The sequence below is a fragment of the Wenzhouxiangella sp. AB-CW3 genome (assembly GCF_014725735.1).
In the GTDB taxonomy this organism is placed as follows: Bacteria; Pseudomonadota; Gammaproteobacteria; order Xanthomonadales; family Wenzhouxiangellaceae; genus Wenzhouxiangella.
This window is the reverse complement of sequence record NZ_CP061368.1, coordinates 1,749,269-1,764,390: the sequence shown is the minus strand read 5'-3', so window position 1 is coordinate 1,764,390 and position 15,122 is coordinate 1,749,269. Positions and strand designations below refer to the sequence as shown.

Below are 15,122 nucleotides of genomic sequence, written 5' to 3'. Positions count from 1 at the left end.
ACGGCAGCCCCATCTCAGTCCTTCTCGTCCTCGACCAGCTGGAAGTCGATCTTGCGCTCTTCGAGACTGACACCGATCACTTCCACACGCACCGGGTCGGCAAGGCGGAAGCTCAGGCCGCGACGTTTTCCGGTCAGGCTGGACCCCACCGGATCGAATTGGTAATAGTCATTCGGCATGGCCGTCACATGCACCAGCCCGCTGACGGCCAGCTCGGTCAGTTCGACAAACAGCCCGAAACTCGTCACCCCGGTTACGATGCCTTCAAACACATCGCCAATATGACGCTTCATGAACTGACACTTGAGGCGTTCATCCACATCCCGTGCGGCATCTTCGGCGCGCCGCTCGGTCCAGGAGCAGTGCCGCCCAAGCTCGTTCATCTGGCGCCTGTCATAGGCAAACTCGTCGCCCGGCCGTCCCCGGACCAGGTGTTTGATGGCGCGATGCAGCAGCAGGTCGGGGTAGCGCCTGATCGGCGAGGTGAAATGGCTGTAGGAATCCAGCGCCAGACCAAAGTGACCCTTGTTTTCAGGCTGGTAGACCGCCAGGCTCAGGCTGCGCAGGATATGCGCGTTGACCAGCGGCGCATCGGTGCGACCGGCCACCTTGTGCTGGATGGCGGCGAACTGCAGCGGCTCCGGTTTTTCCGACCACCGCACTTCCAGCCCGTGGGCTCGCAGAAAAGTCTCGAGTGATTCGAGCTTGTCATCGGGCGGTGGCTCGTGAACACGATAGAGAAACGGCAGCTTGCCCCGGGCGACAAACTTCGATGCCTCGACGTTGGCGGCAATCATGAATTCTTCGATCAGGCGGTGCGCATCGTGGCGCTGCTGGAGCCGTATGCCGGCCACCCGACCGTCGGTGTCGAACTCGAAATAGGCCTGGCGTGAATCAAAGTCCAGCGCACCCCTGCGTTCGCGCCGCGAAAACAGCAGCCGAAACACCTTGTACAGATGCTGCAAGTTGTCCACCACATGCCCGAAACGCTCGATGAGCGGCGGGTCCCCGGCTTCCATGATTCGCCTGACCTGGTCGTAGGTCAGGCGGGCATGTGACCGCATCACCGCCTCGTGGAAGCGACTGGATGTGACCTTGCCCCGGGCATCGATACGCATTTCGCAGACCAGGCACAGCCGATCGACCTTCGGGTTGAGCGAACACAGGCCATTGGACAGCGCCTCGGGCAACATCGGAATCACCCGGTCCGGGAAATACACCGATGTGCCGCGGCGCTGAGCCTCGACATCAAGCGCAGAACCCGGCCTGACGTACTCGGCCACATCGGCAATGGCGACCAGGAGTCGGTAGCCCTCCCCCTGCGGCTCGGCATAGACGGCATCGTCGAAATCGCGCGCATCGGCGCCGTCGATGGTCAGCAGCTTCAGATCGCGCAGGTCCAGCCGCCCCTCGGCATGAGCGGGGTTGATCTCGCTGCCGAAATCCTTAGCCTCCCTGACGACTTCACGCGAGAACTCGTGCGGAAGCTGATGACTGTAGACGGCAATGTCCGTGGCAATGCCAGGTTCGTCGGCGTGCCCCAGCACCGCGATGATCTCGCCGACGGCCGAACGCTCGAAGGTTGGCGGACGGTCGATTCGCACCACGACGATCTGCCCGGGGCCGGCATTGCCGACCCCTTCGGGCGATACGAGAATATCCTGGGTCAGTCGGGGATCATCGGGAACAACCATGGCCACGCCGCTTTCAATCAGCAGGCGCCCGGCGACCTGGGCATGGGCCCGCTCTACGACCTCGACAATGCCTCCTTCCTTGCGTCCCCGCCGGTCTACCCGGGTTACAGCGGCCAATACCCGGTCGCCGTTGAATACCACCCGCATCTGCTTGGGCGAAAGGTAGAGGTCATCACCCCCTTCGTCGGGCACAACAAAACCGAATCCGTCCGGGTGGGCACTGATACGCCCCTGCACCAGGTCCATCTGCTCTGCAAGCCCGTAGGCCGCTCGCCGGTTCCGAACCAGCTCCCCACGTTCAATCATGGACTGCAGGACCGGTTTGAGGAACCGGTCGGATGCCTCCTTGTCCATGTTGAAGGCATGCGACATGTGACGCCGGGTCAGGGGGCGGTCAGCCTCCAACAGCAGCTTCCTGACCTGGGTGGCGGTAATGTGTTTTTCGCTATCGTTCATCATCGGCATTGTACTCGCTGCGATGCCCCGTCATGGTTGCTCCTTGCGCCCGCAACCATGGTTTACATGCGCGACTTGCCCATGATGGACCAGACCGAGCGGCGCGATGATGCTTGACCGTGAGCATTACGACCGCATAATTGACTCCTGCTAAGACAACCGGCGACCTGGAAACCAACTGATGCCCAATTCGACTATCGAACCGGCAAGCACAACGGCACGACTCCGAACCGCCAGTGCACTGCTGCTGACTCTGCTGCTCAGCGCGGCATGTGCCACGTTCGACCGGCACGACGAGACTGCTCAGGACGAGACCGACTCAGTCGTTTCACCGCCGGACCAGCCGGATTCTTTCGATATCGTGGAACTGGCCGCGCTGCGACTGGCTGAAGACCCGCCGCGAGAAGACGACGATGAGGACGTCCACGAGGAGCCCGAACACCTGTGGGAGCGTATCGTCAGGCGTTTCGCCTTTGCCGACTGCCCCGGCGACAGCCGCGCCGACCGCTGGGCCCGGTGGTATTCCGAGCGCGACGAGTACATGGACCGCGTGCTCACCCGCGCCCGCCCCTGGCTGCATGACATCGCCAATGAACTGGACGCCCGGGATCTGCCCGGCGAACTGGCGCTGCTGCCCATCGTCGAAAGCGCCTACGACCCCTTCGCCTACTCGCATGGTCGCGCCTCCGGAACCTGGCAGTTTCTCACTGCGACGGCGCGCGATCACGGCCTGACCATCAACGACTACTATGACGGTCGTCGCGATGTCTGGGCCGCGACCCGGGCAGCGCTGGACTACCTGGCCTACCTGCACGATCGATTCGACGACTGGAACCTTGCCCTGGCCGCCTACAATGCCGGCCAGGGCCGGGTGCAGCGCGCCGTCAACCGCAACCGCTCCAATGGCCGAGGCACGGACTGGCAGAGCCTGACGCTTCCCCGGGAAACCCGCGCCTACATTCCCAAGATCAACGGCCTGGGTTGCCTGTTTGCCAACCCGTCCGACTATGGATTCGAGCTGCCCGTCTGGGATGATCGTCCACGCGTGGCCCGGGTGGACATCGACAGCGCCGTCGATGTCGTTGCGCTGGCGGCCGAAGCTGAACTCGACATTGCTGAACTGATCGCACTCAATCCGGGCCTGAATCGACACCTTACGCCGCCATCGGGCCCCCACCACCTGATCGTGCCCGTCGATCAGGTTGAAACGGTGCGCGAAGTGCTGCCCGACATCAACACCGAGGACATGCTGGTGTGGGAAGAGGTCACGGTGCGCAATGGCGATACCCTGTCGCACATCGCACACCGCTACAACACCTCGGTGGCCGAACTTCGGCGGGCCAACGATCTCAACGGAGATTTCCTGCGCGCCGGCCAGACCCTGCGCATTGCGGCCAATGGCCAGACCCCGGAAGACTCGCCCCACGCTGATCTTTACCACGAACTGGCGCGGCTGCAGCGACGGCTGCTGCCCACCAAGCGCTTCCAGCACCAGGTTCGACCGGGTGAGAACCTGTGGCTGATTGCACGGCAATACCGGGTTTCGATCGCGGATCTGCGGCGCTGGAACAATCTCGGCAGCGACAATTTGATTCGCCCCGGTCAGCGCCTGATGGTGCACATGGAGCAGGCTTCGGGACAAAGTGCCGCCGCCGCGGTGGAGTACACGATTCGCAGCGGGGATTCACTCTGGGTCATCGCCCGCCGCCATGGCGTCAGCGTGCGCGACCTGATGCGCTGGAACAACCTGCACGAAGACAGCGTTCTCAGACCGGGGCAGTCCCTGACCATTCGGAGATCAGGCAGTGGCTGAACGACTCCTCTATCCGCTTCTTTTCGCACTGATTCTGGGCCAGCTCCAGACGAACGCCCTCGCATCCGTATCACTCGACGGAAAGGTGGTTCAGGGCGGTCTGCTGGCCGGCCAGGCGCCGCCGGGCAGCGAAGTCACGATCGATGGCGAACCCATCAAAGTCTCCGCCGATGGCCGTTTTCTCATCGCGTTCGGGCGCGACGATACGGCGAGCCGAAATCTTGCCGTCACCCTGCCCGACGGTGATCAGTGGCAACGCAGGCTGCGTCCAGATGAACGCGAATTCGATATCCAGCACATCGACGGCCTGCCCGATGAACAGGTCACGCCGCCGGATGATGTACTGGAGCGTATACGCAATGAGGCAGCACTTGCGCGGCGCGCGCGGGAACGCTCGGATGAGCGCACCGAATGGGTGGAGGGCTTCAACTGGCCGACCATCGGCCGCATCACTGGCGTCTATGGCAGTCAGAGAATCCTCAACGGCAACCCGCGCGCTCCCCACTGGGGCATCGACATTGCCGCGCCAACCGGCACCCCGGTCAAGGCCCCGGCTGCCGGCATCGTAACACTCACCCACGACATGTACTTTTCAGGCCTGACCATCTTTCTTGATCATGGCCATGGCCTGATCTCCTCGTTCCTGCACCTGAGCGAAATCCTGGTCGAGGAAGGCCAGCGCATCGAACAGGGGGAACTGATCGGCAAGGTCGGCGCCACCGGTCGCGCCACCGGCCCCCACCTGGACTGGCGCATCAGCCTGGGTGATGTCCGTGTCGATCCGGCCCTGCTGCTCGACTGGGACAAGAATCCCCATGCCGATTCGCCCTGAACCCGCTCCTGAACTGGCCAAGCTGCCCATTGCACTCGCCTGCATGGCACTTGCCATTGCGCTGGCCGGCTGCGCCACTTCGCCCACGACGTCGGACGCAGCCGATGCGACCGCCCCCCCTCCGGTCCTGAGAGACCTGGCCAACGGCCTGCCCGGCGACTATCTGACCCCGGAGCGAGCCGAACAGCCGAGCAGGCTCCACCTGCGCGTCAGCACCGACCAGTCGGCGCCCGACCCGACGACTCTGAGGCTGATCATGACCCAGCGCCAGCTCGATCAGCCCGATCAACCGCCACGTCGATTCCAGTGGCAACTGCAAACCGACCCTGACAACTCCGGCGGCCTGAAGGGCCACTTTGCACCACTTGATGAAACCGGAGAGGTTCGCCGCCACTGCGACCTGACGGTGTCCGTGAGACGCGATGGCATCAGCAGTCACACCTCACCCACTCAGTGCCATTTTGGCAGTGGCGAGCAGCAAACTGGCCTGCTCAAGGAAATCGCCTTTGATGGCAGCCAGCTGGTCATCGGCGATCGCCTCAAACAGCTGCCCTCGGGGGAGCCGGTCGGGGAGGACCAGATTCTGCGCTTCATGCGTCAGGCCGGATTCTCGGGCTGGGCGGGAGTCAGGGACGGGCAGACCTGGCGTAGCGCAAGCACTTTCACGCTGCAAACCGGCGCCGGTCACATCACGCCAACGGATGTGGCCGACATGGATCTGGGGTTCGATGTCGGCATCACCCACTATGAAATGTCACGCGACAACCGCATCAAACTGCGCATGACAGTCACTGACACCGAAACCGGTGAGATCATTGGAGAATCCTGGGCCGATGCCGATGCAGAAGCCGTCGGCCTGGCATTGCCCGACCTGCAAATTGGCCTGGAACGCATTCAGTAGGTAGCAAAGCGCCCCGGCTGGACCGCCGAGCCGCGACAACAGCACGCCAGGATCAGCCCTGACGCCAGCCGGACGGCTGACCGTCAATCGGCTTGTAGCCACCTTCCACGCCCTTGGTCACGATGGCCACGGCGTTGTGCGGATGCAGGCTCTCGAAGTGGCGACACCGAGCCCAGAAGTCGATCACACGGTCCTGCGCCATCAGGGCCGTCTGCACCCGCCGCGCCGCATCTTCGCAGAACATCAGGTTCTGCCCGTTGAGCAGGGCAAATGCCTGTTCATCCTCACGCTTGACCGCGGCCTGCACCGGCGTTTTCAGTGCGTCTTCAACCGCATCGATCATCTGCTCGAACGGAAAGGCCTCGAAACTCGGCGCCAGCTGCAACCTGAGATCGGCTGCCGAGCGCTGGCTATGCGGGGTCGCCACGATACCCTGTTCGCTGCCCAGCCACTCCAGCACGGCTTGCGCCTCCACTTCACCCGAAGGACCAAAGTCCTTGCGGAACTGATCCTGAATCAGTTGACGGGCCAGTGCCGCCGAACACGGGCAGGTGCTCGAGTAGGTGATCTGAAGCGCCATCTCAAGCGAGAAGTCCTTTCCAGTCAGGCCGGCGATGAGACTGATCGGATATCGCTTCCAGCCACTGTTATCACTCTTGAGTGACTTTCGACGCACCATGTAGTCGAAATCCAGTCGCAGCAAGGCATGCGAGCTCAGATCCTCGTGCGAGGCCAGAAAGTCTCGCAGCAGGTGCCGCAGCAGCGCAGGCGTGACAGTATGCTCGGCCAGCGCCTGGTCCAGCAGAAGATACAGGCGCGACATGTGAATGCCCCGCTTGTCCGGACGCTCCAGATCCACGAATGCACTCACACGGGCCGTGGTCTGCGAACGGCTGCCATCGCAGCCATCGATCATGATGGGCAGTTCGATCTCGTTCATGCCCACCCAGTCAAGCTGGCCGGCCACCTGCGGATCCGCGTGGCTGGCAATATCCGGCATTCCGGCTAGGCGTTTGTGCTCGGTCATCCTGATTTCTCCCGTCGGGCGATTGGTCGGGTCAATTCATTGGCCCCTTTAGATTGGTTCAGGATATTAGAGTTCAAGGGATGAATAAACCGTGACGAACAGTGCGGGTTCAGGACCCGGGCAGGAAAAGATGGTCGGAGCGGCGAGATTCGAACTCGCGACCCCCACAACCCCATTGTGGTGCGCTACCAGGCTGCGCTACGCTCCGACCGAAAAACTTGTGCGTGGGGTAAAAACGGTATTTTACAGCGAAATCGATCCGCGGGGTGGTTCGCTTCGTGCTCTGTGTCTCTGTGGTTCATTATCTTTATGGAGTATGCCACTCACCGGCGCAGGACCTGCAAAACCTCCTCGAGCTCAATGCGCATCTGGCGCACCAGTTGCTGGCTCATGGACACGTCGTTCTGGGCCTTGTCGCCCTCGAGGCGTTGCCGGGCTCCCTGAATGGTAAACCCCTGCTCATGCAGCAGACTGCGGATCTGTCGCACCATCAACACATCGTGGCGCTGGTAGTACCGGCGGTTACCTCGACGCTTGACCGGCTTGAGCTGCGGAAACTCCTGTTCCCAGTAGCGCAAGACGTGAGGCTTGACGGCACAAAGCTCGCTGACTTCACCGATGGTGAAGTATCGCTTGGCAGGAATCGGTGGCAGTTCCTGATTATTCCCTGGATCCAGCATACGCCTCTACTCGTGCTCGCAGTTTCTGCCCCGGCTTGAAAGTCACGACGCGACGAGCAGAAATGGGTATCTCCTCACCGGTCTTGGGATTACGTCCAGGCCGCTGGTTCTTGTCGCGCAACTGGAAATTGCCGAACCCCGACAGCTTCACGTTGTCCCCGTCTTCAAGCGCCTCACGAATGCACTCGAACCAGGCATCAACAAACTCTTTTGCTTCCCGCTTGTTGAGCCCGACCTCGTCAAACAACGAGGCCGCCAGATCGGCTTTTGTCAATGACATCCCCTATCATCCTCTCAATTTGGCAGCAAGGTGCTCTTCCAGACGAGCGACCACCCGCGAAATGACGCTGTCGATTTCGCGATCCTCAAGGGTGCGCGAAACATCGCGGAAAATCAAGCCAATAGCCAAGCTTCTGGAACCGCTTTCGATTCCCTCACCCCGATATTGATCGAAAATGACTGCCTTTTCAAGCCATTTGTCAGCTTCTTTCTTGATTATCGCCAGCACTTCGGCGGCCGAATGACGGTCCGGAACCACCAGAGCGAGGTCGCGGCGAACCGCGGGAAATCGACCGGTATCCTGGTGAAGCGGCAATTCGCGCTGCGAAATGGCCAGCAGATCCAGTTCAGCCACGAACGGTGGCTGACCGAGCTCAAGGTCGTCGAGCAGCGCCGGGTGCAGTTGCCCCATCCAGCCCGCCGACTGGCCGTTGAGCAGTACTTCGGCGGCCTGCCCCGGGTGCAGCCACGGCAGGCTGACCGGACGAAATTCGATCGTGGCTGCAACCGAGTTACGCTCCAAAAGGTGCTCTATCTCGCCCTTGAGGTCGTAAAAGTCGACTTCGCGACCACGTCCACTGAAATGCTCGCCCCGCTGGGCACCGAGCATCAGCAGCCCGAGCCGTTCACGCTCGACAAACGTGTCATTTTCCACGCGAAAGCAAGCACCGCATTCAAACAGCCGAAAATGATGGTGTTGCCGGCGCATGTTTCGGCCCGCCACATCGAGCATGCCGGGCAGCAGGCTGGTCCGCAGCACACCCATGTCACGACTCAAGGGGTTGGCCAGGGGCTGGGCACCTGCGGCCATTCCCAACGCATCCAGGGCATCCAGGCTCACGAAACTCCAGCTCATGATCTGCTGAAAGCCGCGAGCGGCCAGCTGCTCGCGCATCTGCCGCTCGGGCAACCGCGATTCAGGCGACATCCGCAGTGTCAGGCGCCCGCCGGGCCGTCGCACCGGCAGTTGGTCGTAGCCGTAAATCCGCGCCACCTCTTCGATCAGGTCGGCCTCGATTTCGATGTCGCGCCGGGCACTGGACGCCTGCACGTGGAATTCTTCGCCCTCCTGCCTGACCGCCATGCCCAGACGACCGAGAATGCTGCCGACTTCATCAGCCCTGAGCTCGGTTCCCAGCAGGCGATTGACCCGCTCAAGTCGCAGCCTGACCGCTGTATTGACCGGCACCCGCTCTTCCACGCATTCCTCGACCACCGGCCCTGGCGATCCGCCGGCTATGTCCAGGATCAGCGAGGTGGCCCGCTCAATCGCCCTGCGCTGCAAGGCCGGATCCACCCCGCGTTCAAAGCGGTGCGCCGATTCGGTGGACAACCCCATGCGCCGGGCACGACCACTGATCACGGCCGGATTGAACCAGGCCGACTCCAGCAGGATATCGCGGGTCGTATCCGAAACCGCCGAGTCCAGCCCACCCATGATGCCGCCGATGGCCAGGGGGCGGTCGTCATGGTCGGCAATCAGCAGCATGTCTTCGTCCGGACTGACCTCCTGCCCGTCCAGCAGGGTAATCTGATCGCCCGACCGGGCACGACGGACGCGGATGCCACCAGAAACCTGATCCAGGTCGAAGGCATGCATGGGCTGCCCCAGCTCCAGCAGCACGAAATTGGTGACATCGACTACCGGCCCCAGGCTGCGAATACCCGCCCGCCGCAGCTTCTCCCGAATCCACAGTGGGGTTTCAGCCGTCGGATCAATACCCTCGATCACACGACCGACATAGCAGGGACAGTCGGCTGGCGCTTGCAAGTCGATCGCGATGCGGCTCTGCGTTTCAGGCGAAACCTCGGGGATCTCGGGTTCGTTCAGCGGGCAATCAGCGATTGCGGCCAGCTCACGCGCCAGCCCCCGGACCGACAGACAATCGGCCCGGTTGGGAGTCAGGTCGATCTCGAACACAACGTCGTCCAGCTCGAGAAATTCCGACAACGCGGTGCCCACCGGAGCATCGGCAGGCAACTCCATCAGGCCACCGGCCTCCTCGCCCAGTCCCAGTTCCGGCTCCGAGCACAGCATTCCGGACGAGGCCACTCCGCGCAGCTTGGCAGGCTTGATCTTCATTCCACCCGGCAGGGTCGTACCCAGCGTGGCCAGGGGAGCCTTGAGACCCACCCGGGCATTGGGCGCCCCGCACACGATGGTGCGCTCCTCGGTATCGCCACGTACCCGGCACACGCTCAGACGGTCGGCGTCGGGATGTGCCTCGACCGCGGCAATCTCACCCACCACCACGCCGTCAAGGGAGGCAGCAGCCGGCTCGACCGAATCGACTTCCAGCCCGGCCAGGGTGAAACGTTCAGCCACCTCCTCGGCGGCCAGATCGGTGTCGACCCACTCGGTGAGCCAGCGATAACTGATCTTCAAGCCTTGCTCCTTGGTGTTGCCGGCTTAACGAAATTGACGCAGAAAACGCAGGTCGTTGTCGAAAAACAGCCTCAGGTCGTCGACCCGGTAACGCAGCATCGCAAAACGCTCCACGCCCAGCCCAAAGGCATATCCGGAATAGACTTCGGGGTCGACACCACAATTGCTCAGGACGTTGGGATGCACCATGCCGCAGCCCAGCACCTCGAGCCAGTCCCCGGGGCTGCCATCGGCGTTGCGCCAACGAACATCAACTTCTGCCGAAGGTTCGGTAAACGGAAAATACGACGGGCGCAACCGGACTTCAAGATCGTCTTCAAAAAAGGCGTTGACGAAGTCTGACAACAGCCCCTTGAGGTCGGCGAAGCTGACATCGCGATCAACCAGCAGACCCTCAACCTGGTGAAACTGGGGAGTATGGGTCTGATCGGAATCCGAGCGGAACACCCGGCCCGGCGCCACGATGCGAACCGGCGGCGACTGCTCCTTCATGACCCGGATCTGGACCGGCGAGGTGTGCGTCCTCAGCAGGTGCCCATCGGGCAGGTAAAAGGTATCGTGCATCGCCCGGGCCGGGTGATGCGGCGGGAAATTCAGGGCTTCGAAGTTGTGGTAGTCGTCCTCGACTTCAGGACCCGTGGCGACCTCGAACCCAAGCTGCCGGAATATGTCCAACAGGCGGTCAAGCGCCCTGCTGACCGGGTGCATTCCACCGGCTTCGTGGCGGCGTCCCGGCAGGGTCACATCCACGGACTCGGCTTCAAGTCGACGCTTCAGTTGTTCGCCGGCCAGGGCTTCGGCCCGGTCCTGGATGGCCTGTTCCAGTTGGCGCTTGGCCTGATTGACGGCCTGTCCGGCTTCACGCCGCTGCTCAGGCGGCAGCTTTCCGAGCTCCTTGAGCTGAGCCGTCAGCGCACCCTTTTTCCCGAGAAAGCGGACCCGGACATCGTCCAGGGTCCGCTCGTCAGGCGCCTCGGCCACGCGGCCGAGCGCTTCATCCAGCAAAGACTCAGCAGTTGCCTGGCTCATGCTCAGCCCAGGCTGGACTGAGCTTTCTCGGCCAGCGCCTTGAAGGCGGCCTTGTCGTTGACGGCCAGGTCGGCGAGCACCTTGCGGTCGATCTCGACCTCGGCACGCTTGAGACCGTTGATGAACCGGCTGTAGGACAGGCCGTGTTCACGGGCAGCCGCATTGATGCGCTGAATCCACAGGCTGCGGAAATCGCGCTTGCGCTGGCGGCGGTCACGATAGCTGTACTGACCCGCCTTGATGACGGCCTGCTTGGCTACGCGAAAGACCTTGCGACGGGCACCGTAGTAACCCTTGGCCCGGCTGAGCACCTTACGGTGACGGCGACGGGCGACTACTCCACGCTTGACTCTTGCCATGATCGCTCTCCCTTACAGCTTCGGCAGCATCTGGCGGACGGCTTTTTCGTCCGACTTCGACACCAGGACAGTCGAACGCAGGCGACGCTTGCGCTTGGTGTCCTTCTTGGTGAGGATATGGCTGTGAAAGGCGCGCTTGCGCTTGATGCGCCCGCTACCGGTGGCCCGGAAACGCTTGGCAGCGCCCCGGTTGCTCTTCATCTTCGGCATTGTAATGCTCCTTTGTTTTACCTTCGTGCAGCGTTCTCCGGCACATCCGGAGAAACTTTCAGTCGGCTGCATTCCAGCGAATTGTCATCCGAGCACACGGCCCGGGTTGGTTCACGTCTTCTTCGGTGACAACATCATCACCATCTGGCGGCCTTCCATACGCGGTCGCTGTTCAACGACCACATCTTCGACCATATCGTCTTCTACCCGCTTGAGCAGGTCGCGACCCAGATCCTGGTGGGCCATTTCCCGGCCCCGGAAGCGCAGGGTCACCTTGACCTTGTTGCCTTCCTCGATAAATCTTCGCAGATTGCGCATCTTGACATCGTAGTCATGTGCGTCGGTATTCGGTCGGAATTTGACTTCCTTGACCTGAATCTGCTTCTGCTTCTTGCGCGCCGCCTGCGATTTCTTGGACTCTTCGAAGCGAAACTTGCCCCAATCCATGATGCGACAGACCGGCGGATCGGCCTGCGGCGCGATCTCGACCAGATCGAGGCCCTCTGCCTCGGCCTGCGTCAATGCATCCCTGATCCCCATAATCCCGACTTGTTCGCCATCCGAACCCACCACGCGCACTTTGGGTGCATTGATGTCTTCGTTGCGACGGGTCTGTTTATCCGTTGCGATGTGTGCTGCTCCTTATCTGATATTCAAGCCGAATCGTCAATTATCCGCGATTGGGCCTCGCTGCGCCACCTCTTTCGACATTCGCTCGACCAGCGCGTCAATGCTCATCGCGCCAAGATCGGTGCCGTCTCTGAGGCGCACGGCGATTTCGCGGTTCTCGACCTCACGATCACCAACCACCAGAAGATAAGGGATCTTCTCGAGCGTGCGGGCGCGGATTTTATAGCCGATCTTCTCGTTACGCAAGTCCTTCTCGACCCTAAACCCATGATTCTCAAGCTCACCGGCCACCTCGCGCACGTAATCGGCCTGGGCGTCGGTGATATTCATCACCACCGCCTGAACCGGCGTGAGCCACAGCGGCAGGTTGCCCTCATAGTGCTCGAGCAGCACGCCGATGAAGCGTTCGATCGAGCCGAGAATGGCACGGTGCAGCATAACGGGCACGCGCTTCTCGCCATCTTCATCAATATAGGCCGCACCGAGACGCCCGGGCATGGAGAAATCCACCTGCATGGTGCCGCACTGCCAGACCCGACCAATGCAGTCGGTCAGCGAGAATTCGATCTTGGGACCGTAAAACGCGCCCTCGCCCGGCTGCAGCTCATATTCGATACCGGCCGTTTCGAGCGCCTCGGCCAGGGCGGCCTCGGCCTTGTCCCAGACTTCGTCTGAACCGACCCGCTTCTCCGGCCGGGTCGAAAGCTTGACCAGGATGTCGGTGAAGCCGAAGTCGTTGTAGACGTCGAACACCAGTTCGTTGAACGCGAGCACCTCGTCGCGGATCTGGTCCTCGGTACAGAAGATATGGGCATCATCCTGAACGAAGTTCCGCACTCGCATCAGTCCGTGCAGGGCTCCTGAAGGCTCGTTGCGGTGGCAGGAACCGAACTCGGCCATGCGCAGCGGCAGATCGCGGTAACTCTTCAGACCCTGGTTGAACACCTGCACATGGCAGGGGCAGTTCATCGGCTTGATCGCGTAGACGCGGTCTTCCGACGAGGTAACGAACATGTCATCACCGAAGTTTTCCCAGTGGCCGGACTTCTCCCACAAGCTGCGGTCGACGATCGAGGGGGTGTGAATCTCCTCGTAACCGGCCTTGCGCAGTCGTTCGCGAACATACTCCTGCACTGCCAGGTAGATGCGCCAGCCCTTGTCATGCCAGAACACCATGCCCGGTGCCTCGGCCTGGGTATGGAACAGGTTCAGGCGCGCGCCGAGCTTGCGGTGATCACGCTTCTCGGCCTCTTCCAGGCGCTTGAGATGCTGCTTGAGCTGCTTCTTGTCCGGCCAGGCCGTGCCATAGATGCGCTGCAGCATTTCGTTGTCGGAATCGCCACGCCAGTAGGCACCGGCCAACTTGGTCAGCTTGAAAGCGCCCAGCTTGCCGGTCGAGGGAATGTGCGGGCCGCGACACAGGTCGATGAAATCGCCCTGCCGGTACAGCGAAATGGTTTCGCCGGCAGGAATATCGGCAATGATCTTCGCCTTGTACTCCTCACCCTGCTTGCGGAAGAACTCGACGGCTTCGTCACGATCCATGACCTCGCGCTCGACAGCAATGTCCTCGGCCACGATCTTCGCCATTTCCTGCTCGATCTTCTCGAGGTCCTCAGGGCGAAATGCCTCGTCGCGGGCAAAGTCATAGTAGAAGCCGTACTCGACCGTCGGCCCGATAGTGACCTGGGTTTCGGGAAACAGCCGCTTGACCGCCTGCGCCATCAGGTGCGCGGTCGAGTGGCGGATAATCTCCACCCCCTCCTCGTCACGCCCGGTAATAATGCGCAAATCGGCGTCGCCATCAATGCGAAAACTGGTGTCCACCAACCGACCATCGACCTCACCGGCCAGCGCGGCTTTCGCCAACCCCGGCCCGATCGACTCGGCCACCTCATGAACCGTCACCGGAGCCTCAAACTCCTTGCGGCTACCGTCTGGAAGGGTAATCTGAACCATAACGGCCTATTTTAGCGTCACCAGACGTTGAGGGGGCGATTAAATGTGGGTTCCGGGAAAAGGTTTCAGCGTTCAGGTTTCAGGATGGACAAGGCGTTAGTCAGTGCCGCTGAGGGCGCTGATTTCGGTGACGGACGCAGCAGGGAATGCGGACTCGAATTTTTCCCAGCGCTTTCCGAGTGCGTCGATTTCGGTGGCGGACGCTGCGCAGGAACCAGAGCGCAGGCGAGAGCGATGGGGCGGCTTGCCCGCCCGCAGGGCAAGAAGCCCCTGAGCGAAGCCGTCGCGCGTGTACCTTAATGGTACATGAGGATTTCGAGCACGCGTTTAACGGCACTCCGGCCCGGCTTCTTTCCTACGGAAAACCGCCAAGCCTCCACGCCTACACGCGCAACGGCTCCATGCAAGCGCTTTTTTCGCTCCGCGAAAACCGCACTCGCCTTCCGCCTGCGCTACCCGGCGCTAGCCTTCGCTACTGGCGTGCCGCTTTTGTGAGGATAAGAGATGCGGAGTCGAATTTTTCCCAGCGCTTTCCGAGTGCGTCGATTTCGGGGACGCCCCATTCAGACATTGGGCCTGAATTTCTCCCAGTGCTGCTGAGAGTCTCCGGATCGGTGACGGACGGAGCGCAGGAACCGGAGTGTACTCAGATGTACATGAGGATTCCGAGCACCGCCCGGCGCCGATCCGGAGGCTCTCAGTAGTGCTGGGGGAATTCAGGTGGTGGGCGATGCTGGATTTGAACCAGCGACCTCTGCCATGTCAAGACAGCGCTCTAACCAACTGAGCTAATCGCCCTTCCGAATCAAGGCGCGAAAGATTACCAGAACATCCACCATCAGGCAACTGAAAATATTCGCGCAAACG

13 protein-coding genes and 2 tRNA genes are annotated in these 15,122 nt (G+C 61.6%); 3 read left to right on the top strand and 12 right to left on the bottom strand.

The window, feature by feature from the left end; all coding sequences use genetic code 11:
• Nucleotides 1-14 precede the first annotated feature (14 nt).
• Nucleotides 15-2,153: a ribonuclease R gene (gene rnr / locus IC757_RS07645; protein WP_190976730.1), complete on the bottom strand. Its 2,139-nt coding sequence runs from the start codon at nt 2,151-2,153 to the stop codon at nt 15-17.
• Between the two features lie 178 nt (nt 2,154-2,331).
• Between rnr and IC757_RS07640 the strand changes: the two genes are divergently transcribed.
• The 3 genes from IC757_RS07640 to IC757_RS07630 are packed head-to-tail and all read left to right on the top strand — an operon-like array spanning nt 2,332 to nt 5,696.
• Complete coding sequence (locus tag IC757_RS07640; protein WP_190976729.1) at nt 2,332-3,963, top strand: LysM peptidoglycan-binding domain-containing protein; 1,632 nt, start codon at nt 2,332-2,334, stop codon at nt 3,961-3,963.
• Entirely contained in the window at nt 3,956-4,795 is an 840-nt protein-coding gene (locus IC757_RS07635; RefSeq protein WP_223846304.1) for a M23 family metallopeptidase, read from the top strand. Before IC757_RS07640 ends, IC757_RS07635 begins: the two co-directional genes overlap by 8 nt.
• Nucleotides 4,779-5,696 (top strand): hypothetical protein, encoded by a 918-nt coding sequence (locus tag IC757_RS07630; protein ID WP_190976728.1) that lies wholly within the window; start codon nt 4,779-4,781, stop codon nt 5,694-5,696. The genes IC757_RS07635 and IC757_RS07630 overlap by 17 nt, the downstream gene beginning before the upstream one ends.
• A gap of 52 nt (nt 5,697-5,748) precedes the next feature.
• Here the strand turns inward: IC757_RS07630 and folE2 are convergent, their stop codons facing one another.
• The 11 genes from folE2 to IC757_RS07575 all read right to left on the bottom strand — a co-directional run bounded on the left by folE2 (nt 5,749) and on the right by IC757_RS07575 (nt 15,053).
• Nucleotides 5,749-6,723 carry a GTP cyclohydrolase FolE2 gene (gene folE2 / locus IC757_RS07625; RefSeq protein ID WP_223846303.1) on the bottom strand — a complete coding sequence of 325 codons (975 nt, stop codon included), beginning with the start codon at nt 6,721-6,723 and terminating at the stop codon, nt 5,749-5,751.
• Between the two features lie 131 nt (nt 6,724-6,854).
• Nucleotides 6,855-6,931 (bottom strand) — tRNA-Pro (locus IC757_RS07620).
• Nucleotides 6,932-7,046: 115 nt separating this feature from the next.
• Nucleotides 7,047-7,403, bottom strand: a complete 357-nt coding sequence (locus IC757_RS07615; RefSeq protein ID WP_190976727.1) for a MerR family transcriptional regulator — start codon at nt 7,401-7,403, stop codon at nt 7,047-7,049.
• A complete protein-coding gene (locus IC757_RS07610; RefSeq protein ID WP_190976726.1) occupies nt 7,384-7,683 on the bottom strand; it encodes an integration host factor subunit alpha in 300 nt (99 codons plus the stop codon). Before IC757_RS07610 ends, IC757_RS07615 begins: the two co-directional genes overlap by 20 nt.
• 6 nt (nt 7,684-7,689) lie before the next feature.
• On the bottom strand, nt 7,690-10,068 hold the full coding sequence (gene pheT, locus IC757_RS07605; RefSeq protein ID WP_190976725.1) for a phenylalanine--tRNA ligase subunit beta: 2,379 nt from the start codon (nt 10,066-10,068) through the stop codon (nt 7,690-7,692).
• Nucleotides 10,069-10,092: 24 nt separating this feature from the next.
• Nucleotides 10,093-11,097: a phenylalanine--tRNA ligase subunit alpha gene (gene pheS / locus IC757_RS07600; RefSeq protein ID WP_190976724.1), complete on the bottom strand. Its 1,005-nt coding sequence runs from the start codon at nt 11,095-11,097 to the stop codon at nt 10,093-10,095.
• Between the two features lie 2 nt (nt 11,098-11,099).
• The gene (gene rplT, locus IC757_RS07595) at nt 11,100-11,456 is read right to left on the bottom strand and encodes a 50S ribosomal protein L20 (protein ID WP_190976723.1); all 357 of its coding nucleotides are present in this window, start codon (nt 11,454-11,456) and stop codon (nt 11,100-11,102) included.
• Nucleotides 11,457-11,468: 12 nt separating this feature from the next.
• Nucleotides 11,469-11,666: a 50S ribosomal protein L35 gene (gene rpmI, locus IC757_RS07590; protein ID WP_190976722.1), complete on the bottom strand. Its 198-nt coding sequence runs from the start codon at nt 11,664-11,666 to the stop codon at nt 11,469-11,471.
• Nucleotides 11,667-11,777: 111 nt separating this feature from the next.
• Nucleotides 11,778-12,296, bottom strand: a complete 519-nt coding sequence (gene infC / locus IC757_RS07585; RefSeq protein WP_190976980.1) for a translation initiation factor IF-3 — start codon at nt 12,294-12,296, stop codon at nt 11,778-11,780.
• Between the two features lie 36 nt (nt 12,297-12,332).
• A complete protein-coding gene (gene thrS, locus IC757_RS07580; protein WP_190976721.1) occupies nt 12,333-14,255 on the bottom strand; it encodes a threonine--tRNA ligase in 1,923 nt (640 codons plus the stop codon).
• Between the two features lie 721 nt (nt 14,256-14,976).
• Nucleotides 14,977-15,053, bottom strand: a tRNA-Val gene (locus IC757_RS07575).
• Between the last annotated feature and the right edge of the window lie 69 nt (nt 15,054-15,122).